Here is a 24,725-nt window from a genome sequence, read left to right on the forward strand (position 1 = left end):
TTGTTTTTAATAACCTGAATTTTGTTTAAGATTAGGGTTTGAGGCTAAACTTGCACTTGGTATTGGAAAAACACTTCTAGTTGTTGCTAGTGGAATTCCTGAAACGGAGTTGCCTTTCCAAGACCAATTATAACTACCTCCGGTATATTTATTAAACCTAATAAGGTCTTGTCTTCTATGTCCTTCCCAATGGAGTTCTACCAAACGTTCATTTAAAATTAAGTCTAAATCTAAGTCTGTTGCTGTAATGGTGTTGTTGTTATTTGCTCTAAGTCTTAGTCTGTTTATAAAATCAACTGCAATATCTAGAGAGCCGCCGCCACCTCTTAAATAGGCTTCTGCATACATTAGGTACACGTCTGCCAATCTAAACATTGGAAAATCTGTGTCAACAATTTCATTGGCACTACCATTTGTGCCTAAACTTGTTTTATTAGACCATTTGCCAAGTATATAGCCAGTACCGTTATTGCCAATACTTGTAATTTCTATGGGTCTATTTTCACTAATGCTTGTGTTTCTATTGTCTACACTGTAAACGGTGCTTTCTAATACTTCAGAAAATTGACGTGATATGCGCAGTGCACCACCCCAACATCCATTAATTACTATTAAAGGATCATTAGAAGCCCCTAAAGAAGCACCACCTCTAATTCTTATGGTAGAACCGGAACCTGGCGCGCCACCCGTATTTATGGTTAAACCTGCAACTTTACCATTTAGTAAGTTTTCTGCGGTGGTAATATTACCCTTGTTAAAATCTTTTGCGGTTAATGCAGTTACTGCACCTGTAGCATCTTTTACAGTGGTAGACCCATAGCCAATAATTACAATTTCGTCTAGTTTTTGTGCATCTTCATTAAGGGTTATATTTAGCCGAGAAGTTGTTGCTAATATTTCTTTGATTTTGTACCCTAAATAAGAAAATACTAATGTTTTGTTTTTAGCTACTGTTATTTGATAAGTGCCATCAAACGCTGAGATATTTCCTGTTGATGATCCTTTAACTAAAATACTTACTCCCGGAAGCGGTTCATTTGTTTTTGCATCTGTAATTACTCCTTTTACCAAAATTTTTTGTGAATAACCAAACAGTGAAACACAAAAAAGAACCATTATTACGAGTTGCTTTTTAAAGGTTTGTAATTTATTGGATGTAAAAATCCTCATAATGTTTTTGAATTTGTGTAAATTGATATGATCAAGAAGCTGATATAGCACTGCTCATTTTGGCTTGCAAATTCGTAGTTATCACAAAATAACAAAGGGGTCAAAATCGTTAAATAGGGGTAAGAATCTCGCAAAATGTTACAGAATAGCTAATGTTTGAGATAATTTGCTGTAGTATTAATTTTTTAATGAGATTTCTAATAAACTTTTGGTGTTGTAATGCCTCAATAAAAAATAAATAGTTTTTTTACTTTATGTAATTGTGGTACATATTTTATTGGTAAAAGGGTAGCATTATATATAGGTATAAAGTAATGTACTGAAGATAAAATAAAGTTACTTTATGCAAGGGTTTAAGCATTTACCTAATTATTGTTTTAGTAGCTTATTTGGCGCTCATCTTTATAAAAACACTTTTATCTTTGAAGTTAGTGTTCATGTTTGTGCAAGTCTACGTGATAAAAAGTAGGCATAACTTGGGAAATTATATCCTAAAAATACTTTTTTACAGTTTTTAATAGCTCTCAATTTATATTAAAATCCTTTAGATTGTTAGGTTAAATTATGGTTTAATATGGCCATACTTTCTAAAATTTATGTATCTTTCTTTTGAAAGCAATCTGCAGCAAAAAACCTTTCTTTTTATAGGTTTTGTAAAAATACTACAACTTTTATAAATTTATACTAGTATATTTAGTAGAATATACTATTACTTTTAGTAAAATATACTAGTATATTTACAAAATAGATACTGACGCGTGTTGCAAAACATACTATAATTTGTTTAAATAGATACTGAAGTTTGTAGTAACTTCTTCTGTACCTCCCATAGCACCAAAACAAGGTTAAACGCAAATTGTTAACAACTATAATGTTTTAGCCCTTTTAGATACAATTTGTAGTTTAAAACGATGCTGTTTTTACCAGGCAATTTGGTAAAAAGTATACTTATATGTAACGGCTGTATTGTGCAAAGCGCTTTGGAGTGTAGTTTGATGTATATATACTTTTATAAAGGGCATGGTTAAGTTTTGTATTGGTTTAATAATGTAAACATTATTTTATAGGATAATGCCTTGGTTTTTAAAAAGTAATTACAATAGCATATAAAAAAAAGCGAAGTTTTTTAAGACTTCGCTTTTTTATGGATATCACAAATTGTAAAGAGGTTTAGAATAATTTTACATTTATTCTATAATTAACTTTTTATTTGTTGTTTTACCATTACTATTTACTTGTAAAATATAAACACCAGTTTTAAGCTGTAAACCTTCACCAATTTTTATGGTACGTGCACCTATTTGGTTAGAAAGCTGTTCTTTGTAAATACTTTTGCCAAGAACATCAAACAGTTCTAGTGTTACCAAACTACTCTCTTTAGTTGATATACGTATATTAAAAACACCACTTTTACTTGGGTTTGGATATACATGAATATCATTGTCTAACGCCATCTTATCTGTGTTAAGTGCTGTTCTTGATTGATTAGTATTAGTATTCAAAGTTACAGTTCCATCATAAACCTCAGTACCTAAAGGCGTAGTGTCCTTTGGGTTATTGGTTACAATAACTTGTATCTTAGATGGCTCATTTTCAAATTGGTGTAATCTAAGAATAACCATTCTACCTGCTTTTAAATGATGGAAAAATTCTTGTTTCTCTCTCATAACACCATCAAAACCTGGTATTATTTTACTGCCATCTATTCCATTTACTGCTATATGATAATCATGAGCTGTAACACCTGATGCTTTGTAAGCAGTTCCTATGTGATTAAGATCAAACATTTTATTGATGTCATAAACAGTTTTAATATTCCATCTGGTTTTATAGCCGTGTACTCCTTTTTGCGCAATCCAAGGCAAACGGACTTGCCAAGGCTCATAAAGTGAGCTATCGTTATTATTTAAATCCTCTATTTTAGGATCATCTTCTGTATTAAAAGCATGTATTTTATCAGTATTGACAAAAAATGGTATTTCAGGAGATTGTGGGACATTATCTAGGTGGCGAATCCAATTTTTAGGAAACCATTTTTCTAAATTAGGGTCCTTTTTACTATCGAAATGATAGAATAAAAAATGGTTTTTATTCAAATTAGCTCCAAATTCATCTTTAATTGTCCAATCAAAACGGGCATCAAAATTATTTTGTGGTGAAAATCGTTTATGCTCACCAACTTCAACTCCATCAACCTTGAATCTTGGTCCTGTTTTGGTATTTATAGAAGTTGTGAGATCATGAGCACCGTATGTATATGTACTCAAAATATCTTGAATTGCTAAAATTTTATAATCGTCTTTTGTAGTTGAACCCATATGGTCTCCTTTTATTGATTTTAGTACTTCAAATTGATTATCATTTAAAGGATAATAATTTACAACACCTAAATTCTGGCCAGCAGTACTAATTATTTGATCTACTTTACTGTTAGTATTTCTAACTTTAATTTTTACAATAATTTTACTGGTTTCATTAAATTCTGCTTTTACATAATAAGTCCCATACGGTTGTTGCTCAAAAAGACAATGTTTACCAGTGCTTATTTGTTCTGCATTATTAAATTCTAAATTATCGGCTTTATACCATTTTATATAAGAATCTCCGCCAACATTCTTTAGTTCATTATCTGTTATTCGTTTACTCAATCTACGTTCAGATAAATACCAATCTGGTTCATAATGTGTAAAACTATGTGGGTCAGCATCTAAAACGGACAAGGTTACACTCTCTTGTTCACTCAACGCATATGTTCTAACTACATTATGGTCTTCATATCCATAATTTAATCCATAATCATCTTTCAGTTGATCGCTCTGGCTGCTTAAAAACCAACGATTTCCATTTCCTTTTTGTTCTGATAGTCTTACTTTTCCTTTAAATATTCCAACATTATTTGCTTTGAAAATTTCTGTAGGATTATGGCTAAAATCCTTAGAATTGTTTTCGTTCGGTGCAAAAATAAAACGCAAGTCTACATCTATTAATTCTTTACCTGCAATAATAACAGGTGTTCCTTTAGTTTTATTACGGGTATATTGCAATGTTATTTCATGATAGCCGCCTCCGCTAAATTTATCAATAATAAAATCGTTATTTTCATAATATACTTGTTTTCTTTTAGTAGTTATAAATCCATTATTATCTTCGTGGGTATATACCAATTCAAACTTTCCAGGAACATCATTAATATGAGGTAGATTATTTACTGAATAAATAACATTCGTCTGATGCCTTGCAACAAAAGAGGGACCATTTATTATGCCATAAAAATTTATTTTTGGATCTTTTCTATGATCTTCGGTTAATTGATTATAAACAACACCATGTTTTTTACCTTCGAGAGGTGATAAAACAGCAATTTTTATTGTCTCATTGTAATCATTGTTTGGATGAATCAATTCTAATTCTGAAGAATTATGAAATACAGGTTTATTATTAGCACTTGGACTATAAACAATTGGTCTTTTATGATTAAACATATTTTGCTCTGTCCTGTAATCAAAAGTTTCATTATCTATAGATTCAGTACTGTTTTTATGGATATATAAATTTTTATCCATAATTTCAGTTAGCTCGAAATCATAATACTCGTTAGGATCAATAAACTCACCTATTTTATTTATACTTTGTTGTAAGCTGTAATTGATATCACCAGGATGATTAGGTTCAAGTTTTTTCCACTCATCACCAGTTACATAGGTAAAATTAGTATTGCTAGGTATATTTTCACCAGAGATTTTTGATTGAGCAAAGTTTTTATAAATTAATTCATCTGGATCTAAACCGGCTACTCCTTTTTTACCTTCTTCATAAGCCTTTAAAATCTCTACATTTAAACCTTCCTTTTGGTTGTTTCTTTGTTTGGGTAAAACCGCAAGGTCTCCAGAAAATTTATTTTTATTGGGAAAACCTTCTGCTAAATCAAAATCGCTTTTTAATTTATAAGCAGATAAAGGTTCATTGTTACTAGGAGAATTGTTGTAAAGATGATCTCTTCGTGAATTTGCAATCCAAGATATGGTGTATTCTCCTTGGTTTTCTGAAAATGTAGGGTATTTATGATTGCCATTGGCCCAACTTTCTGGATAGCTTCTCATTTTTACACCATGTACATTACTGTCGTAGAAAAGAAATGGCTTATGAGCACCTTGTTTTACAGCATTTGACATAAAGAGACTTTCACCTGCATAACGTTGTATGGCAAGATCTGTAAGACCTTCTAATCTATCAAAGCCAACATTAGATTTAAAGACAACTGAATCTCCTTCAAAAACAACAATATCATCATTTGGGTAATAGGTGTGTTCTGGAGTTGTATTACCTCTATATACTTCAATTGAATATAATGGTTCGGTACCTTCAAAATCTTCTTTAGTTAATTCTTTTACTCCCGGTATTTTTATACCTATAATGTCATCTAATGTAGCACCATCACTGAATGTAAGTTTTATAGTTACATCCATATCGGTTTTAATTTCTCCCATTATGTGCCAATCTCCTTGACCGTCATATGAAAATTTAGTATCTCTATTTTTTACTGCTTTTTTAAAGAATTTTAAATCGTTACTATTAACAGTTCTGAAGTACAAATCCTCGCACCGAGAAAATAGATCATGAGTACACCACCAGACATCTTTTTTTAAGTATGTGTAGCCCGTATTGTTATAATTTCCGTTTGGATTTCCAGTAGCTTTAAATCCATACATAAAAGAAGAATCAGGTGCAGCGTGATTATCTTCATATTCTAGACTATCAAAGACATCTACTTGTATAGTTCCTGTACCTGTTTTGTTAATTCCAAATTGGCTGTTTTTATTAAATTTTAAGCCTTTCTTAATATTTAATTCCTGGGTTGTTGTTTTTTGTTGCCCTAAGCAGAAATTGCAGACACAACAACAAAATAAATAGGCTATTATTTTAATATTTTTCATCATATTATGTTTTAATAGTTATTATTTATTTGCTTGTTCTAACTTTTCTAAACGTTTAGAGAGCTTTTCAATTAATTTATTTTGAGCTTCGATTTGCTTTTCTTGTGCAATGGTATGCAGGGTTAATTCTTCTATAGTTTTTACAACGCGCTTGGTCATGTCTTTTACGGTGAAGCCATTTTCTTCTACTTCTTTAGCAGAAGGCATGGTGTGTAAATGCCCATTTTCTTTTATGTTTTTTTCTACATTAGCAAGACTTGGTAATTTGTAATCATTATAAAAAACATAATCTGGCCATTCTGTTAATTCAGCAAGAGCAAAATCGGTACTTACAATACCCTCTTCTACCCAAAGCAAGTAGTCTCTGTAGTTATCTTTTGTTGTAGAACCAAAACCTTCTTCGGTACCATTTTCTTCAGATATATAAACACGTCCATCAAAATGTGCTAGTGCGCCTTCAATTTTTTTATCGGTCCCTACTGTAAGGCTAGCAACATCTATACTACCTTTTAATTTCATATTTCCTTTTGTGTTTAATGCGGCAACTGGCGTTTTATGATAGACACCCCAAACCCAGCCCCTATTGCTATGGTCGGTCATATTCGTTTTAATAGCATAACTAGTAACAGGGCCATAGGAGTAATAATCGCCTGTTCCCATATGTATTTTGTATGCAGAACTATTCCAAAATTTAAGACCTATACCATTTCCTGGTTTCAAACTTATATCTTTATTTGATTTAATTCCACCATAAACTTCTAATCTTCCATCCCAATTAAGTTCCATTCTCCGATTACCATAATTAGTATGGTCTGTATTATCAGCAAATCTAAAATCTAGTTTATTTCCATTTTTTACAAAAAGCCAAGCAGAGTTTGCATCTTGAACCCTTAAAGCTGATTTGTTATTGCTGTTGTCGTCATTTATAATCCAAGTGTCTTTTTTGGTACCATCCCTGTCACCATAAGATTGTGCATATAATATACTCTGTGTTAAAAACAGTAAAATGACCCATAAAGAAGTGTTTTTTAGTTTTAGTAATAATTCAATTATAGAATTTTTGTTTTTTGCATTTTGGGGGAATCTCAAATTGTTTTGTTTTAAATTCATGTTTACAATGTTTTATAATTAGAACACAAATAAATGTTAAATTCATGTTAACCAAGGGTGTGATATTCGTTTAATAAGGTAGTTAAAATCGTATATTTTAATAATTGTATAATATTTTTATGGATTTTTTTGTATTTTAATATTAAACTGGTTAGGTAATTTGTAACTTAATATCAAAGTAGCTTTTAATTTGTGTTTATAATAAATACATGGAGGTTGGTAAAAATATCTATTTTAATTTTTAAAGTTTTTTAATGTAAACTGTATGAATAGGTTTTATTCTTTTTACCTCAAAAAAATATACTCTCTAGTTTATATAATTTATAAAGCGGCGTTTCTTATTGGTATAAACTAGGTAAGGGAATTGCCTTGCAATTGTATAGTTTATTATGATAGGCCCTTAAAAATTATTTTTTTAGATAGTAAGAAGGATTTTGTTTGAACTTGTTTTTAAAGAGCTTACTAAAATATCTTCTGTCTGAGTACCCCACTTTATAACAAGTATCTGCTATAGAATAGCCCATTTCTTCTATGAGCTGTTTGGCTATAGATAACCTATAGTCTCTAATAAATTCTGTATACGTAAGCCCAGTTAAAGATTTAATTTTTTTGTACATCGCAGAATGACTCATATGAAGTTGTTTTGCTATAATAGGGGCTTTTACATTGTTGGTTTCTAAGTTTTTTTCTAAAATTAGATATAAGCGCTCTAAAAAGATTTGATCTTTTGAGTTTACTGTAACTTCTTTTGGGTTTAATAAATTGTTTGAAACAAATTTTTCTTTTAAGAGTTTTCTGCCTTTTAAAAGGTTTTTAATTCTGCTTTTTAAGAGATCTTCATTGTAAGGTTTTGTAATGTATGCATCTGCGCCAGTTTCAATGCCTTCTTTTTTGGCTTCAGATGTGGTTTTTGCTGTTAATATTATTATAGGTATGTGGCTTGTGGTAGTGTTAGATTTTATAATTTTTGTGAGTTCTATACCATCCATTTCGGGCATCATTACATCAGTTATAATAAGATTAGGAAAAGAGGTGTTTGCCAATTTTAGCCCTTCTACGCCGTTGTAGGCTTGTTTTATAACATAATCTTCTTCCTCTAAAATTTCTTTTAAAGATTCTTGAATTTCAATATTATCTTCAACAATTAAAATAGTTTCCTGCTTATTTTTCCTTTCTAAAATTTTCTTTTGCAATAAATTTTCTGATTGCTCTTCTTCAGGATTTTCGTCATTTATACTCAAATTAAAATGCTTATTTCCTTTTAATAATCTTACTTCAAAAGAACTTCCTTTTTTAAATTGACTTGTTACAATTATTTTTCCTTTATGTAATTCTATAATGTCTTTAACTATAGACAAGCCTAAACCAAAACCTTTGTTATTTTGTGTATGAGTATATTTTACTTGATAAAATCGGTTGAATATTTTTTCTTTATCATTTGCAGATAAACCAATACCTGTATCGTTTACATATATTGTAATTTCATTTAATGATGTTTCAATCTTAAGATCAATTGATCCACCATCATCTGTAAATTTAAAAGCGTTTGAAAGCAAGTTAAAAATAACTTTTTCGAGTTGGTTTTTATCAAACCATAAAGGAATTTTTTTCTCGTTACTTTTAAAACGATATTTTATATCTCTGTCTGAAGCGATATCTTCAAAAGATAAAAAAATTTCTCTTGTAAATGAAACAAAATCAGATGTTGTTACATTTAAAACAACATCATTCGTTTCTAGTTTTCTAACATCTAATAACTCATTTACTAGTCTTAATAATAAATTGCTATTTCTTCTAATGGTATGCGAAGCCTTTATTTGTCTTTTATCTTTTTCTTTATTAGGATTGGTATCAAACAATCGGTTAATAGAACTTAAGATTAAAGTAACAGGTGTTCTAATTTCGTGAGAAATATTGGTAAAGAATTGCTGCTTTGCATTGTATAATTCTGTGTCTTTTTCGAGTTTAATTTTTTCTAATTCAAGGCTTGCTTTTAATTTACCCCATGCAATAAGATATCTTCTAAACAAATAGATGGCTATTGTAAAAAGGATAGCGTAAATGGCATATGCCAAATTGGTTTGCCAGTAAGGCTTTAGAATGTTTATTTGTAAACTAGTAAAGTTATTGCCCCAGTTGCCACTTAATGCTCTACTTTTTACTTTTAGTGTGTAATTACCGGGAGCTAAATTTGTAAAGGTAGCAGTTCTATCGGTTCCAATATTTCTCCAATCTTCATCAAAGTTTTCCATTTTTATGGAATATTCATAGTTTTCTGAGGTTGGGAATTTTAGGGCTGCAAATTCAAAGGTAATTACGTTATGAAAATAGTCTAAAGTAATCTCTTTCGTTAGGGTTATGTCTTTTTTTAGTATTTCATTGACACCAACACCTACTTCTTTGTTAAAAATTTTAAAACTTTTTATTATAACTTTGGGTTGTGAACTGGTATTGTTTACCAACTTAGGGTCAAATTTTGTAACACCATGTATGCCTCCAAAATAGAGAAAACCTGCTTTGTCTTTATAACCAGAGTTGATATGAAAATCTCCTTTTAGATTTGTAAAAGTTTTAAAGGTATTGTTCTCATAATCATATTTTATGATTCCTTTTTTACTTCCAAACCAAATATTAAAATCATCGTCTTCTATAATTGATGTAATGGTTTTGTACTTTATGTTTTTAAAATTTTCAAAACGTTGTATCTTATTTGTTTTTAAGTTCATTCTATTGATACCAGCACCAGATGTGCCTATCCATAAATACCCTTTTGTATCTTTTAGCAGTGAAAAAATATTATTACTGCTTATAGATGTAGTGTCTGTTTCTTTGTAATTAAAGTGTATAACTTTATTTTTATAGATATCAAAAAGCTCCAAACCACCGCCATAAGAAGCTAACCAGATGTTGTTTTTATCTTTTAAAATAGAGATTATATTTTTGTTAATACCTGTATTTTGCCTTGAAAAGGTGTTTGCTTTTCTATCAAAATAATTTAAACCACCACCCCAAGTGGCAATCCATAAATTATTTTTTTCGTCTTCTACAATATCTCTGACATCATTAAAACTAATTGATTGGTTGTTGGAAAATGTATTCTTGTATGATGTAATATCTTTTGTTTTATCATTAAACCTTATTAACCCATTGCCAAAGGTGCCTAACCAAATATTATTATCTTTAGACTGGAATATTTTTTGAATGTATTTGGCACCAAGAGTTTTATTGGTGTAGTATTTTACTTTTTTATTTTTCTTATTGTAAATGTTTAAACCGTTGCCATCTAACCCCAAATAAATATTTCTATCATTTTGAAAAATTGATAAAACAGGACTTGGATTTTTACCAATTATATCACTAGAAATGATTCCTGTTTTATTTTTTTTATCTAAAACACTAACTCCGTTCCAAGCAGTTCCTATCCACATATTAGAAGCTTCATCTTCTGCAATAACATAAATGGCATTGCCAGATAAAGAGCCGTAAAGCTGTGCATTATTGGTATAATTGCGTATAATAGGTTCTTTACTATTAGGGTATTGAATTTCTAATAAACCATAACCATCTGTGCCTATCCATAAATTATCTTTACTGTCTTTCTTAAGAGAACGTGTAATTTTAGTTTTGTCTTTTAAGAGTTGATGATGACTCAAAAAATTAGATATTTTTTGCATTTTTAAATCCACAACAAGCAATCCATTACCAGAGGTGCCCAATAAAATTTCATCTGAATTTAGCTTTGTAATTGCATTAATAGGACTTGTAATTTGGTTTTTATTTTGAGATATACTTGTGAATTTTTTAGTTTTTGAATCAAATAAAAACAAGCCATTAGCAAAAGTACCAAGCCATAAGTTGTTGTTTTTGTCTTGGTATATGCTGGTTATGTTTAAAGAATTTTGCTCTTTAAAAGGGAAATTGTAAAATATGTTCTTATCATGATCAAATAAACTCAACCCCTTTTCTGTACCAATCCAAAAAAGTCCGTCTTCCCTTTCTGTTAAAATATTTATTCTGTTAGAAATGATAGAAAATTCTTTTTCTTGTGAGTTTTTGTAAGATATAAATTTATCATTTATGCGATCATATAAATTTAAACCACCCCCGGAAGTAGTTAACCAGATTCTATTTTTACAATCTAGATAAAGACTAGAAATATTATTAGACTCTATGTTACTATTTTGTTTATTGTAAATTTTTACGTTATAGCCATCGTATCTGTTCAAGCCATTTTGAGTACCAATCCAAACAAAACCTTTTTCTTCTTTTATAATTCCTGTTATCCTAGAACTTGATAATCCTTGAGATTGATCTATTTTTAGGAAAGTGGGTTGGGTTTGACAGTAATATTCAAAATGAATTACAGCTAATAATATGCAAAGCGTAAATTTCTTTACTGTCAAAATAAATAGAGGTTAAATGAATACTAAAAATTAAATGTACAATGTTTAGAAAGTATTAAAGGTAGACAAATTCATTTTTATGGTGTGTTAAAATGAGATTATATACTAAAAAGCACCATGTTTTATGATAAAAATACTGCATATACGCCTAATTTCTTCTACTGTAATTGCTGTAACAATTCTTTTTTAGTGAAATAAAAATTTATTTAATTCGGCGATCTTTTTTTGGTTTGCTATTTGTAGCATAATGTAATTAGTCTTTAAAATTCCATGGGGTTTGCAGGATTTTTAAAACTAAAAAACCTTGATAAGAATATCAAGGTTTTATGCAAATTGTATGTTTAAAATAGACGGGGTGGCAGGATTCGAGCCTGCGACTTTCACGCTTTTAGCGTGACGCGATTTCGTTCAAAAATCTTTTAGCACCTATTTTTTTTATTTTCCTTTCAAGCATTAATGCTTCAGATTTTGAATTTATTTCTATTTTATAAATGATGTTCCAATCCTTTGCTTTAGCAGTAAACCCTTTGTGATTGTAGACATGTTCTTTCACTCTGTCTTGTGCATTTTTGCTTGAGTATCCGACATAATACTTTTGTAATTGCTTAGAAAAAAGAATATAAACAGTGCATATTATTATAAAATAAGAAAAGCCAAAATCTTAGGATTTCAGCTTTTTTGTCGGGTTGGCAGGATTCGAACCTGCGACCTTCACGCTTTTAGCGTGACGCGATTTCGTTCAAAAATCTTTTAGCACCTATTTTTTTTATTTTCCTTTCGAGCATTAATGCTTCAGATTTTGAATTCATTTCTATTTTATAAATGATGTTCCAATCCTTTGCTCTAGCAGTAAACCCTTTGTGATTGTAGAGATGTTCTTTCAGTCTGTCTTGTGCATTTTTGCTTGAGTATCAAACATAATACTTTTGTAATTGCTTAGAAAAAAGAATATAAACAGTGAACATTATTATAAAATAAGAAAAGCCAAAATCTTAGGATTTCAGCTTTTTTGTCGGGGTGGCAGGATTCGAATCCTGCGATCTTCACGCTTTTAGCGTGACGCGATTTCGTTCAAAAATCTTTTAGCACCTATTTTTTTTATTTTCCTTTCGAGCATTAATGCTTCAGATTTTGAATTCATTTCTATTTTATAAATGATGTTCCAATCCTTTGCTTTAGCAGTAAACCCTTTGTGATTGTAGAGATGTTCTTTCAGTCTGTCTTGTGCATTTTTGCTTGAGTATCCGACATAATACTTTTGTAATTGCTTAGAAAAAAGAATATAAACAGTGAACATTATTATAAAATAAGAAAAGCTAAAATCTTAGGATTTCAGCTTTTTTGTCGGGGTGGCAGGATTATAACTACCACTCTAATATCTTTAATTATCAATTAGTTACAAGTTGTTTCCTTTTTGAGGTAACCGAATAGGTAACTTTAATGATAAGAACTTTCGTTTTGAATTGCTTTGTACAAAAGTGGTGCAAATATAGAAACCTTATATATACAAAGCAACATAAATTTACGCAAATTTTATGATTTATGAAAGGAGTTTTATAACTAATTAATATACAGATTAATGATGTCAATTTCTATTCCAGAATATTCTGAAAATTCATTAATAGTAATAAATTGATGTGGCTTTTTATCCAAGTATTCTTTGATATCATTCAGTAACTTACGTCCATACCTTTCACTACGCCCTGTGATGCGCTGAATGTCTTTTGGATAAATACAAGCTCTCTTGTGATTCATTATACTTTATCTATGCTTTATCAATACTTAAAACAGACTTAATACTTTTATGATGATGTTGATAATGCGTTGTTAAAATGTTGACAACACGAAAGTGTTATCAATATTTTAATGACATTTTTGGTGTTATCGGAACGAACACCCAAAAACGGAATTTGATTTTTTTATTACAGCCATAAAGTTACGTGATTTGAAATATTAATCATAAAAAAAGTAAAAATTATGGCAAAACAAACAGGAATTATTAAACTAAAAGGAACTATCGGAGGTATTTCTTTTTACAAAACAAGTGATGGACACCTCGCTCGCGAAAAAGGAGGTGTAGACAAAAGTAGAATTCAAAATGATCCTGCGTTTCAAAGAACACGTGAAAACGGCTCTGAATTTGGAAGAGCTGGAAAAGGAGGTAAAGTATTACGAAATGCAATTCGTGTGCTTTTGCAAAATGCAAAAGACAAAAGAGTGGTTTCTCGTTTGACAAAAATTTTAGTAGCTGTTACTAAAACCGATATTGTTAATGAAAGAGGTGCTAGAACTTTACAAGATGGTAATTTAAACCTTTTAGAGGCGTTTGAATTTAATTTGAATGGAAAATTAGGTGCAACTTTATTCGCTCCATTTACAAAAGCATTTGATAGAGTTTCTGGAGATGCAACTTTAAATTTAGCTGCTTTTTCTCCAACTGTTAGAATTGCAGCTCCTGCAGGAACAACGCATTTTAAAATTGTAATGGGTGCTTCAGAATTAGATTTTGTAAATGAAACTTCAACTTTTGAAAATGACGAAACTGCAATTTTACCTTATACTGTTGCAAATACAGCTGTAATTGCTTTGACAGCTTCAATAACTCCAAATTCTACCTTACCTGTAGTACAAGTGTTAGGAGTTGAATTTTACCAGGAGGTAAATGGACAAATGTATTCTTTGAAAAATGGCACTTACAATGCATTGTCTGTTACCATTATTGACAAACCTTAAAAATGGAGTTAATTCTTCATAGAAGTTATTTTGAAGAGGGTACCAATGGTACTCTCTTTACTTCAAATAAATTTCTTTGCCATACTATTGAATTGCCCTGGATAAATAATACTCGAAATATTTCCTGCATACCAGAAGGAAAATATAAAATTATTCCTCGCTTTTCTAAAAAGTTTAAACATCATTTGATATTAAAAAATGTAGCCAACAGAAGCTTTATTTTATTTCATCCTGCAAATGATGCAAAAAGAGATTTAGAGGGTTGTATTGCTCCAGTAACTTATTTAAGTGGTGTTGGAAAAGGGATTCACTCAAGGGATGCAATGCAAAAATTACTGTCTTTGGTTTATCAAGCTAAAGACCGAAAGGAAAAAATAATATTAATCGTTAAATCACAGAATTATGAAAATTATAGAACGTTATAAAAAACCTACTCCAAAATTTTTTAGAGTATTAAGAAATATTGGCATTGCATTAGCTACAGCAGGTGGAGCAATTATTGCAGCTCCTATTGCTAAACCAGCAACTATTGTAACCATTGCTACTTATATGACAGTTGCAGGAACTGTGGCAACTGCAGTAAGTCAAGCTGTAGTTTCTGATAATAAGGAAAAGGAAGGATCTGTAACAACTCAAAAAAATAAGTAATATGAGTTTTCAAGCCTCACATCCTAATTTAAGTGTTGGTGTTTTGGGCGGAACATTTTTATCAGCAATTACTCATATTGGTTCAGAAGATATTATTACAACGATTGTATTAGCTACTTTGGGAGCAATCGTTAGTTTTATTGCTTCAATTATGATGAAACACTTCGTAAAAACCATTAAAAAACAACGCAAAAAATAATATCAAAAATTAGTATCAGAAAAGGACATTTATATTTTAAGTGTCCTTTTTTATTTGCTCTACATTATTTTTTACTTAACGAAATGAGACAAACAAAGAATTTTGATAAAGAAACTAAATGAATTTAGCAGAATTTTTGTGCAGATGAATGAGATAAGGAAAAAATGTCAACGAATATTATCGTTTTTAAAGATTGAGAAACAGAGGTGGGTTTGAGCGTGGAGTTTCTCAATCTTTAAAAATGTTAGCCCAATGGCGATTGAATGGAAATTATTAAAGACGAAGTACGTAGTGCGCTGGCAGAAGCGAGAATAAGTGTGTATTTTTTTATTTGTTCTGTACTATTTTTCTGATTGTTTTTGTAAAAAGTGAATGCCTCGAAAAATGTGTTTATTGTATCTAAATTTCTATGGATACTAAATTGTTTTTAAACTTGGATTAGCATTTGCTTTTGTGAAAACAATATTATCCAATTCCCCTACAAATAAAAAAATATATTCTTATTGGCTTTTTCTTGATTTTATAGGTGCTTTACAATTTCTTTTATAAACTGAAATTTCAATAATTTTATCAATGTTAATTTCAAACTACCAACAAGCACTTATATAAACAATGCATAAAAAAGAATTGTTATTTAAATATCTAAACTTCATTATTACTATCCTATGTGAGCGTTGGATGAGCGGCTATTTTACATAATGGCGTTATAGACCCTGGAGTTTTTAAGGAAGAGGGCTATAACTGCGCATTATGTAAAGATAGCTTTGGGGAGTTTTGTGTTTTATGAAATAATAAAAACACGTTGATTTTTAGAGTTGTGAATGAGTTTGCGAATGAAACAAGCTCTAAAATGCAACTACCTATAGAGTTTTAAAACGCTAAACTTGCATTGGCGCGCGGAACAAACCAAAAGACAGCCGTTTTTTGCTTTTGCAACAAACTGGATTTTGGTTTGTGGGGAATTAATCTTCCCAAATAATGCTAATAATAGTTTTATATTGCTTTGTGGGTATACAATATTCCATAAAATCTGAATCTTCTTGATTTTCATAAAGTTTAAACCAAGTTGAACGTTCTATTTCTTGGGCTTTTTCCTCTCCTTTATATATAAAATCATAATCAGCATCTATATATTCTTTTGCAACCGAATCTTCAGGTGGAGAAAGTTTAGTAACATCTTTTAACCATCCTTTTAAATCAGGAGATTTACGCCAATATCTAACTATTCCGTCAGAAATAAAAACAACTAATAATGGAAAAATATCTAAAGTTATTAATCTATAAACTACAGATGTTAAACTAGTCTGAAATCTATTTGATATTTCCTTAATTATTGATGGGCTAAAAGGTTTATGTTCAATGAATTTCCGAAAAACATTTTCTGGCATTAATAATTCTGAAGCAAAATCATTTGCTTCGTATTCTTGCAGACCTCTTTTTGCTTGATCCTCTACTTTAAACCAATTTAACGTTTTAGAATTATCTGTATGAATTTCTAATTTATCGTGTAAAAAATAGTGTCCTAATTCGTGAGCTATGACATAGCGAATTCTTTCTGCATATGGTATTTGTGAGTTAACTTTAATTATAGTTTTTGTTTTACCTCTTATTATTTTACCATCAGCATTATTTAAAGGTTCAGATATGAAAATTATACCAAAACCACTAACTAAATCTATATTTGATAGTTCAGTTATTTCATCAAAACCAATTTCATTTAAGATTTCTTTGGCTTTATTTTTCCCCTTACTGTTCGTTTTCAAGTAACTCAATTATTTCAATTAAATTTTGATCTTTAATTATCTCTTTTATCTCATCAGGACTTAACTTATCTAGTTTATTGTATTGAACTACTAATTGATTTTCTCGAATAAGATTATTTAAATAAGCAATTGGTTTTTCTAAACCTTTATTGATAGCTTCTTGGAATGATTCTGTTGCTTTAAGTAAAAGGTTATCATATTTTTCTTTATTAATAGTTGAGCGTAGTTTGAACTTTAATTGTTTAATCATTTTATTCTGACGCTTACGATTATCTACCAAATTAACACCGTAATCAGATAAATTTTGACGAATATCATTGATGTTACTGTAAAGATAGTTTTCAGTAATACCTTTATCTATTATATTTTTAAGCTTATCCATTTTTCTTTTAGCTTGATAGTTTTTCTAGAAAGTTTCTTAATAGTGTTATTTATCTCTATAGTATTTGTACCACATAATTCAGCTATCTCTTTAGGTTTATAATATCCAGATAGCCAACATTAAAATACTTCTATTTCTAATTTATTTGCTCCTTGCTCTCTTAAAGATTTAAGTGCATCTTTTGATATATCTTCAAAATCTATATCTGGAGGTTCATCTTTTGTAACAATTTCGTCTATTTCAATAAAATCATTTAGTTCAATTAAATAAGTTTCTTGTTCCGTATAATCTGAATCGGCTTTGTTATTCTTTTTAAGTTTTTGTTTCCTAAAAAAATTATACAAATCACTTCTTAATGAACCAAAAATAAACTTATCAAAAGAGGTTTTTTCTTTATCCCAATTTCTAATACCATTAGTAGCTTTAACTAAAACATTATAACAAAAATCAACATAATCAAACCCGTTCCGTTCCTTCTCTGATTTATCATAGAATCGGTTACGAACATAGTTTTCCATTCTATCTAAAAGTTCATTTAAATCGATAGAATCAAGATGCTCAAGAATTTCTTTTTTACTTGCTTCAGCCATATTTCAATAGAGTATGCTCATTATAATTAAAAAATATCCAAATGAATGGAAAAAAAACAAAACCTATGAGCATAGACAATTGTAAAGGAGTTAGATACTGCTCATATCCATTAATTACGGCAAAATATAAAAAATTGTGAGCATAAACTTATAAATACATAAATAATAATCTTAAAAATAAAGAATGGCTAAAAACGCACCAATAGGAGATAACGCAAGAAAAGGAGCTGTCAAAGGACGCACACAAGTATTAAATCCAAAAATAAAACTCTATGTAAAGAGAGATACTGAAACAGGCAGATTTATGGATGTAAAAACTACAGGGGGAAAATTTAAAGGAGTTCGAAAAGAAAATTAAGTTATGGAAAATTATAATAAATTATTAAATAGTTTAAAACCAATAGATGTCATTGTAGCTAAAAAAAGAGTGGGTTTAGGAAGAATTCTAAATCACTACATCGTCTATTTAGGTAATGGGATATTTGTTGGAAATTTAAAAGGAAGTGTAAAACAAGTAACACATAATGAACTTTATGATTTGCTTAAAGTTTACGAACCGGTTGAAATTAGAAAATTTACTGGAACACAATTAGATGCAAGAGAAGCCATATTTAGAGTTAAGCAAAAGTTAGGACAACCTTACAGCTTTTTAGGCTTCAATTGTGAACATTTTGCTAATTGGGTGCAATATGGTAAAGAAACAAGTAATCAAGTTACTAATGGTTTTTTAATACTGGCTGGTTTATTCACTTTAAAACTAATTACTAGTGGAGATGGAAAAAGATAGATTGAAATATACTATAAATAGATTTGATCATTATTTTGATAGTGTTAATAATAAATCAGCTGTTTATATTGCCATTAATACTTTCATAACTGGTGGTATTATTGTATTACTGACGCAGACCAATATTGTTAAGGAATTAATTGTTTTAGGGCAAGTTATTGTTTGGATATTATTACTTACGGGTATTGTAAATCTAATCGTATTATCTATTGCAAGTATTCCATTTTTTTCAACTAAACCAAAATCTATCTATTATTTTGGAGCAATATCTAAAATGACACAATCTGAATTCAATAAAACTTCTAAAAATTATAATGAAAAGGAAGAATTAAAAGATTTAAGGTCACAAACTTTTGTCCTTTCACAAGGTTTGACAAAAAAATTCACAAAACTAAAATTAGCAGGCATATTATTGGTTACACAATTCTTTATGCTTCTATTAATTTTTATAACAATATTAACCAATCTATAAAATTAAAATTATGAGTATTTTTAATCCGTATTTGGATGTTATCAAAAAAGCAGTAGATAAAGATCCGAGAAACAATTACATTAAACTTTTTTCAAAACAACCAGAGTCAGATTTTGACACAAGTTACATTAATGAATTACGAAATGAGTTACCTGGTTTAGAAAATCTAAATGAATCTTCTCGTTTAGTCAAGGGACTCAATGCACCAACAGTTGAGAATTTACCAAGATTAGGAAATCATCCTGATTTTGCAAATTTACAATACACTAATAACACTGAAAAGCATTGGATTATTTCAGCTTTTGTTGATGTAAAAAAGAGCACACAACTTTACAATAATTTTGCTTTAGTTACTGTAGCTTTAATTACTGAAAGTATTATTAAAGCGTCTATTCTTGCTGTAAATTTATGTGGTGGTTATGTGCATCGAATTCAGGGTGATGGATTGATGGTTTATTTTGGCGGAAAAAATATTGAGAAAAAACAAGCTACAAAAGACTCTTTAAAAGCTTTTGCTATGATTTCTTATTTTGTGAAAAATGATTTAAAAGACTATTTTGATTCGCAAGGGATTAAAGAAATATACACAAGAGCAGGGATTGATTTAGGACACGACAACCAAGTACTTTGGATGTACTCTGGGTTAGGGGATTCAGGAGAAGTCACTACTTGTAGTTTGCATACAAGTCTTGCACCTAAAATGCAAGCTAATGCAACCTCAAACGGAATCGTTACCGGGCAAAATATTATAAATCAAATTTCTTCTTCTGACAAGTATTTTAAAGTAAAGTCTAAACCTATTTGGGATTATGAAGATGGGCGATTTTATAATCAATATGATTTTAATTGGGAAAGATATCTAGTAGATAATGATTTCGCAAAACAAAACATAGATGGTGATTTAATTTTAAACATTGGTAATACAGTAGCACCAATATTAAATCCAATTTACTTAAGCCCAATTGCAGAAATAAATAAACCTTATTATCATTTTTAATGAATTCTGCACTTAAAAAAGACATACATAATTTTTTGAATACCTATTATAATTTCAAAATTACTGAAAATGAAAAGTGTGTTATTTTAAGTGGTATTATTACTGTTTTTGATATTAATAATGTGCCTTGGGGAAATTATGGTATCGATGTATTTGTACCAACTAATAATTATCCTCACGTTACACCTATAGTTGTTGAAACAACTAAAAATATTGATAGAAGTTGGGATTTTCACATATCGGATGAAGGTTTATGCTGTCTTGCAATACCTCACAAATTAATTTTAGCAAAAAGAAGTGGTATCAATTTAATTAATTTTTATAAGAAAATTATTTATCCATTTTTTGCAAATCATCAGTATAAATTAAAAACTGGTAAATATGCAAACGGAGAATTTGCGCACCACGAAAAAGGTATTCTGCAATTTTATAAAGAAGAATTAGAAACAGACAATCTTTTATATATTGAAAAAATTATTGAAATTGGAATAGGAAAAGTTAAAATTGGAAATAATGATTTATGTCCAATTTGTAGTAATAAGAAATTTAAAAGATGTTGTAAAATTAAAGTTTTAAAAATAGAGAGGTACGGTTTGGAACAACTTAAAGAAGATTTAGATATTGTTAAAAATGAAATTCTAAAATATAATAACCTTTAACTTTTATTACCCACTCTTTCTACCCACTTATGGAAGTATGTAGCTTATTTTCCAATGACCACCTTTTGCGCTTCCTACTCTTTCAATAAGCCCACGATCTTTTAAAGCATTTAGATTATTATCAATGGCAGTAGCACTTAACTCCACTATTTCTTCTAATTCTCTTTTAGAAACTTTATTGTTTTTATGAATTGCTTTGATAATATTAATTCTATTATCTGTTAGGTTATCTACCCACTTATCTACCCACTTATTAAAGTCGAAAGGTCTTCTAAATGTTACCGTAAATATTCCTTCAGTATTAAATTCAGGTGGAGTTAAACTATTTTCTAACATTAAATCTCTCATTCTACTAATACCAGAACCTACTTGTTCTACCATTCTTATTCTTTCAAAAAGACCAAATATCAAAGGATTTCTACTTAAGCTTCTTTTTCCAAATTCATTTTTAGGAATTCCACTCACTAAACCTCCAGGATTAGAAATTTCAATTCTATCATTAAAAACTTCCACAGAAATACAAGCTCCTTTATCATAATAATCTCTATGTGCTAAAGCATTAATAATAGCTTCTTTAAAAACTGTTTCGGGAATTTCCCAAATTTCTTTTCGAGGTTGTGAACCATTTCCTTCAATATCGTAACGCACATTTAGTTTTGTTCTTAACCAAGTCATTGTTTGAAGAAATTGCTGATATAAAGTACCAGGCATTATTTTATCATCAGTAATATATCTTTTATCAATACCATCAAAAACAATACACCTAATTACTGCTTTTTCAAAAAAATGTTCTGGATTTTCTGCAAAGAATAAAGTAGCGCCATTTTTAAGAAAATCTTCTTTGGTTACTAATTTTAAATTATTGAATACTTGTTCGTTAGAAACTGTAGTACCTAAACCTGCTAATTCTCTAAATTGATTGATATTAGTATCAGGAATATCTTTAGTAATATCAATTGTTTTACAAGGCGCTTCATCGTAATAAATCTTATCAGCTTGCTGAAAGAAATCTCTCATTTCTTCTACCGTAGTTAATTTTTGAGAATTAGGACCTTGACGAACATAAATTGCTCCCGAAAGGACATATGGTTTATTTACACCTGAAGGAACTTCAATTATTACAATTTCTTTTTTATCAATAGTTATCGTGTAAATATTGCAATGTAATGTTGGTGTGATTTCATTTATTGAATTCTGCAAAGCGGAACGTTTTGCATTGTTAAAAATAACTCCTTGAATATTATTAGTATCATCAACACCAAGAATAACAGTACCACCAGATGCATTTGCAAAGGCACAAATTTCTTCTGTAACCTCTTTTATTTTATTTGGAATTCTTATTTTAAATTCAAGATTAAAGCCTTCTCCTGAATTTATAAGTGATGTTATTTCGTTGATAGTTAACATAAATTAGTTGCTCATTGAGATTAACAAATCTATTAAAATTGTTTTGCTTTTCATCTTTGTATTGCAACTTATCGTTTAAAAACTATTTTCGTTTATCTGAACTTTCTTTATCAAAAGCAATTAAATTAAAGAATTCACGCATTCTTGAACGTACTCGAATCCCATATCTACTCTCTAATTCTTGTGCATTTAAGTTTGTAGTTGTATGTGTTCTAATTTTACGTTTTAAGTATAAATCATAGCGAGATAATAGTATTTCACCCATTACATTGCAATCTTTACCAAAATGTCTTCCTGTGGTTTCTACACCTAAATCATCAAAACAGTAAAAACCATTATTGCCATAATCTTCAATAATTTTAAAACCGCTTTTATTAAAACTGAAAGTGATATTTCTTGCTGGTATTAGACTATGTTGATTTTGATGAGGTACAATAAACGGTAATAACTGCATTAGACTTGTTTTACCACAACCTACTGGACCTGACAATAAAATACCTTTGTTAGGATCTATTTTTAATTTTTTGCAAGCTTCAAAATCACGAATAAAATAAAGACATAATTTATATAAAACAGATTCATCTTCTGAATATATTTTGAAATTCTTACCAAACAATAATTTTCCTTTTGCTTCTAAATAGATTAACATTTTTGGAAAATCATATATTATTTGATTTCCCTTTTGTGAGCCTAATTGAAATTGGACGCTTCCTTCTTGAATTATGTGAGGTGTTTTAATATTCATTTTTTTTTAGATTTCTGCCTTCGAAGGAATAACAGATTAACTTTAGATTATACATTTTGTATTTTGACACATAGATACTCGGTACCACAAACCTATTCTCATAAAGGTTCATTATAGTTTTTGTTTTTACTGATTTTGAGGTTGTCCATATTTTGGCTAACTGATTTTTGGTTTTCTTTGTTTTTTATTTCTTCTGCTTTTATTATCCAATTTTTAGCTGTTGCTTGCCAATTGACAATTTTTGTTTTTCCGCCCACTTTCCAACCAATACCTTGGTAATGGTTGAAGAATTTTTGAGCTTCAATTGTTGTCCATTTTTCTTTTTCAAAAAAAACAATGACTTCATTTTCATTTTTAGGCTGGTCAAGTTTATTAATGTTTTTATTGTTTTCTATAGTTTGTATATGTTTATTTATAGATACCAGTGCTTGTCCACTGCTTGTCTCGATATTGGTACTGTTGTGTACCAAAGCTTGTCCAGTACTTGTCTCGAATTTGAACATCTTAATTTTACTACCTTTATACGGATTATGTGATGGATAATAAATTATGTATTTCCAATGACTTAATTCTTTAATGCACTTATGGTATGTTGATTTAGAACCAATTTTTGAGAAACGCATAACCTCTTCACGATTGATATAAAATTCTTCTAAAAATCGATTGTTATTCCAGATTTGAAATAGTGCTACATACAAACTGATATGTGTTGGATTTAAACGATTGTCTTTAGAGAATTGAATAAACACACCTTTTAAGTGTTTTATATAGTTTACGTTTTGCATAAAATATTTTGACTTGAAAAATGAGATACTGAAACAAGCGTCAAAATTTATTATGAACACGGTTTTCTTCCATTACTTTTAAAATTTCTTCATAATCGTAATAAATAACACCACCAACTTTAGTATAAGGTAGTGTACCATTGATTCTTAAATTTTGTAAAGTTCCTGGAGAAATACTTAATAAATCTCTAACTTCTGGAGATTTGAGCCATTTTTTAGGAGCAAAGCCAGATTGATGATTTATCATTGCTTTGATGTCCTCTAATAATTCTTCTTTGAATTCTCTTAAATCTTCTGTAGTAATAATTGATGTTGGCATTTGTAAACGATTTTTAAAAGAAGAAGCTACTGAATGTCCCCCAACATTATTAGTAACTTCTTCTTATTGATTTGACTTTCGTTGGCAAACTTCAGAAGAATTTTTGAATTGATTTCGGTAGTTGTACGTAACTACGAAAAGTTTTTATTTGACTTTTTTTACTACTATTATCTTGTTTTTTGGTGCATTTTAGTAAGAAATGATACTTTACTATCCTGAAAATATTGTTTTCGTAGTTACGAAGAGGTTACGTGTTTAGATACCATCATCATACTCTAATTTTGTTTGAAAATCTTCTGCTAATTTTTTGAGAAACTTGGTTCTTTCTGTGCTTCTATTTTTAATATCTGAATATATTTTGTAGTAATTGGAAACCTCAATATTAAAGAGTGATGAAAAAATATTTACTAATTCAATTTGTAATTAAAAACCAGTACCTGGATCTTCTGGACTTTGTGCTTGTGCCTTTTGAGGATTTAAAATTAAATAGGTGCCAAGAGCTGTTAAAGCGGCGTATTTCCCATAATTTCCTATTTTTTTAATTGCTTCTTTTCTGTTTATATCTGTAGATGAATTAACAGTATTGATTTTATTTTTTTCCATGATGTTTAGTTTTTAAAAT

At 29.4% G+C, this 24,725-nt stretch carries 25 protein-coding genes and 1 pseudogene; 9 read left to right on the forward strand and 17 right to left on the reverse strand.

What is annotated here, in order from left to right:
* Positions 1-6: 6 nt before the first annotated feature.
* The 8 genes and pseudogenes from BLT88_RS04600 to BLT88_RS04635 all read right to left on the reverse strand — a co-directional run bounded on the left by BLT88_RS04600 (position 7) and on the right by BLT88_RS04635 (position 13,372).
* On the reverse strand, positions 7-1,116 hold the full coding sequence (locus BLT88_RS04600) for a RagB/SusD family nutrient uptake outer membrane protein (protein WP_172824256.1): 1,110 nt from the start codon (positions 1,114-1,116) through the stop codon (positions 7-9).
* A 1,241-nt stretch (positions 1,117-2,357) separates the two neighbouring features.
* Positions 2,358-6,107 (reverse strand): T9SS type A sorting domain-containing protein, encoded by a 3,750-nt coding sequence (locus BLT88_RS04605; protein ID WP_091953312.1) that lies wholly within the window; start codon positions 6,105-6,107, stop codon positions 2,358-2,360.
* A gap of 18 nt (positions 6,108-6,125) precedes the next feature.
* Positions 6,126-7,214 (reverse strand): hypothetical protein, encoded by a 1,089-nt coding sequence (locus BLT88_RS04610; protein WP_091953313.1) that lies wholly within the window; start codon positions 7,212-7,214, stop codon positions 6,126-6,128.
* A 407-nt stretch (positions 7,215-7,621) separates the two neighbouring features.
* Positions 7,622-11,617 (reverse strand): two-component regulator propeller domain-containing protein, encoded by a 3,996-nt coding sequence (locus BLT88_RS04615; protein ID WP_091953315.1) that lies wholly within the window; start codon positions 11,615-11,617, stop codon positions 7,622-7,624.
* Between the two features lie 388 nt (positions 11,618-12,005).
* Positions 12,006-12,257 carry a GIY-YIG nuclease family protein gene (locus tag BLT88_RS14465; RefSeq protein ID WP_091953316.1) on the reverse strand — a complete coding sequence of 84 codons (252 nt, stop codon included), beginning with the start codon at positions 12,255-12,257 and terminating at the stop codon, positions 12,006-12,008.
* A gap of 79 nt (positions 12,258-12,336) precedes the next feature.
* Positions 12,337-12,513: pseudogene (locus tag BLT88_RS14470) on the reverse strand (GIY-YIG nuclease family protein); the annotation flags it as partial.
* Between the two features lie 155 nt (positions 12,514-12,668).
* A complete protein-coding gene (locus BLT88_RS14475) occupies positions 12,669-12,914 on the reverse strand; it encodes a GIY-YIG nuclease family protein (protein WP_197675653.1) in 246 nt (81 codons plus the stop codon).
* A gap of 263 nt (positions 12,915-13,177) precedes the next feature.
* Positions 13,178-13,372 carry a hypothetical protein gene (locus BLT88_RS04635; RefSeq protein WP_091953321.1) on the reverse strand — a complete coding sequence of 65 codons (195 nt, stop codon included), beginning with the start codon at positions 13,370-13,372 and terminating at the stop codon, positions 13,178-13,180.
* Positions 13,373-13,594: 222 nt separating this feature from the next.
* Between BLT88_RS04635 and BLT88_RS04640 the strand changes: the two genes are divergently transcribed.
* The 4 genes from BLT88_RS04640 to BLT88_RS04655 are packed head-to-tail and all read left to right on the forward strand — an operon-like array spanning position 13,595 to position 15,197.
* On the forward strand, positions 13,595-14,350 hold the full coding sequence (locus BLT88_RS04640; protein WP_091953323.1) for a hypothetical protein: 756 nt from the start codon (positions 13,595-13,597) through the stop codon (positions 14,348-14,350).
* 2 nt (positions 14,351-14,352) lie between these two features.
* The gene (locus BLT88_RS04645) at positions 14,353-14,775 is read left to right on the forward strand and encodes a DUF5675 family protein (protein ID WP_091953324.1); all 423 of its coding nucleotides are present in this window, start codon (positions 14,353-14,355) and stop codon (positions 14,773-14,775) included.
* The gene (locus tag BLT88_RS04650; RefSeq protein ID WP_091953331.1) at positions 14,753-14,998 is read left to right on the forward strand and encodes a hypothetical protein; all 246 of its coding nucleotides are present in this window, start codon (positions 14,753-14,755) and stop codon (positions 14,996-14,998) included. The genes BLT88_RS04645 and BLT88_RS04650 overlap by 23 nt, the downstream gene beginning before the upstream one ends.
* 1 nt (position 14,999) lies before the next feature.
* A complete protein-coding gene (locus BLT88_RS04655) occupies positions 15,000-15,197 on the forward strand; it encodes a hypothetical protein (RefSeq protein ID WP_091953333.1) in 198 nt (65 codons plus the stop codon).
* Between the two features lie 962 nt (positions 15,198-16,159).
* Here BLT88_RS04655 and BLT88_RS04660 read toward each other — a convergent pair.
* The 3 genes from BLT88_RS04660 to BLT88_RS04670 all read right to left on the reverse strand — a co-directional run bounded on the left by BLT88_RS04660 (position 16,160) and on the right by BLT88_RS04670 (position 17,932).
* Positions 16,160-16,960: an ImmA/IrrE family metallo-endopeptidase gene (locus BLT88_RS04660; protein WP_157691127.1), complete on the reverse strand. Its 801-nt coding sequence runs from the start codon at positions 16,958-16,960 to the stop codon at positions 16,160-16,162.
* Positions 16,944-17,342: a hypothetical protein gene (locus BLT88_RS04665; protein WP_091953336.1), complete on the reverse strand. Its 399-nt coding sequence runs from the start codon at positions 17,340-17,342 to the stop codon at positions 16,944-16,946. The genes BLT88_RS04660 and BLT88_RS04665 overlap by 17 nt, the downstream gene beginning before the upstream one ends.
* A 119-nt stretch (positions 17,343-17,461) precedes the next feature.
* A complete protein-coding gene (locus tag BLT88_RS04670; RefSeq protein ID WP_091953337.1) occupies positions 17,462-17,932 on the reverse strand; it encodes a hypothetical protein in 471 nt (156 codons plus the stop codon).
* A 184-nt stretch (positions 17,933-18,116) separates the two neighbouring features.
* On the opposite strand from BLT88_RS04670, the gene BLT88_RS14225 reads away from it, so the two are divergent.
* From BLT88_RS14225 to BLT88_RS04690, 5 genes are read left to right on the forward strand one after another with little or no spacing between them, the layout of a single operon-like run.
* Positions 18,117-18,290, forward strand: a complete 174-nt coding sequence (locus BLT88_RS14225) for a hypothetical protein (protein ID WP_172824258.1) — start codon at positions 18,117-18,119, stop codon at positions 18,288-18,290.
* 3 nt (positions 18,291-18,293) lie between these two features.
* Complete coding sequence (locus tag BLT88_RS04675; protein ID WP_091953339.1) at positions 18,294-18,719, forward strand: lecithin retinol acyltransferase family protein; 426 nt, start codon at positions 18,294-18,296, stop codon at positions 18,717-18,719.
* Positions 18,706-19,191: a Pycsar system effector family protein gene (locus BLT88_RS04680; protein ID WP_091953340.1), complete on the forward strand. Its 486-nt coding sequence runs from the start codon at positions 18,706-18,708 to the stop codon at positions 19,189-19,191. Before BLT88_RS04675 ends, BLT88_RS04680 begins: the two co-directional genes overlap by 14 nt.
* 10 nt (positions 19,192-19,201) lie before the next feature.
* On the forward strand, positions 19,202-20,188 hold the full coding sequence (locus BLT88_RS04685; protein WP_091953341.1) for an adenylate/guanylate cyclase domain-containing protein: 987 nt from the start codon (positions 19,202-19,204) through the stop codon (positions 20,186-20,188).
* Positions 20,188-20,847, forward strand: a complete 660-nt coding sequence (locus tag BLT88_RS04690; protein ID WP_091953342.1) for a hypothetical protein — start codon at positions 20,188-20,190, stop codon at positions 20,845-20,847. Before BLT88_RS04685 ends, BLT88_RS04690 begins: the two co-directional genes overlap by 1 nt.
* Before the next feature lie 27 nt (positions 20,848-20,874).
* On the opposite strand, the gene BLT88_RS04695 is transcribed toward BLT88_RS04690, so the two are convergent.
* The 6 genes from BLT88_RS04695 to BLT88_RS04720 form a co-directional block, all read right to left on the reverse strand.
* The gene (locus BLT88_RS04695; RefSeq protein ID WP_091953344.1) at positions 20,875-22,254 is read right to left on the reverse strand and encodes an RNA-binding domain-containing protein; all 1,380 of its coding nucleotides are present in this window, start codon (positions 22,252-22,254) and stop codon (positions 20,875-20,877) included.
* 82 nt (positions 22,255-22,336) lie between these two features.
* A complete protein-coding gene (locus BLT88_RS04700; RefSeq protein WP_091953345.1) occupies positions 22,337-22,999 on the reverse strand; it encodes an ATPase in 663 nt (220 codons plus the stop codon).
* A gap of 98 nt (positions 23,000-23,097) precedes the next feature.
* Positions 23,098-23,784 (reverse strand): hypothetical protein, encoded by a 687-nt coding sequence (locus tag BLT88_RS04705; RefSeq protein ID WP_091953347.1) that lies wholly within the window; start codon positions 23,782-23,784, stop codon positions 23,098-23,100.
* 40 nt (positions 23,785-23,824) lie between these two features.
* Complete coding sequence (locus BLT88_RS04710; protein ID WP_091953348.1) at positions 23,825-24,103, reverse strand: helix-turn-helix domain-containing protein; 279 nt, start codon at positions 24,101-24,103, stop codon at positions 23,825-23,827.
* 255 nt (positions 24,104-24,358) lie between these two features.
* Positions 24,359-24,520 carry an RteC domain-containing protein gene (locus BLT88_RS14480; protein WP_091955651.1) on the reverse strand — a complete coding sequence of 54 codons (162 nt, stop codon included), beginning with the start codon at positions 24,518-24,520 and terminating at the stop codon, positions 24,359-24,361.
* Positions 24,521-24,526: 6 nt separating this feature from the next.
* A complete protein-coding gene (locus tag BLT88_RS04720) occupies positions 24,527-24,706 on the reverse strand; it encodes a hypothetical protein (protein WP_091953350.1) in 180 nt (59 codons plus the stop codon).
* Between the last annotated feature and the right edge of the window lie 19 nt (positions 24,707-24,725).

Origin of the sequence: Polaribacter sp. Hel1_33_78 (genome assembly GCF_900106075.1) — a bacterium.
GTDB lineage: Bacteria > Bacteroidota > Bacteroidia > Flavobacteriales > Flavobacteriaceae > Polaribacter.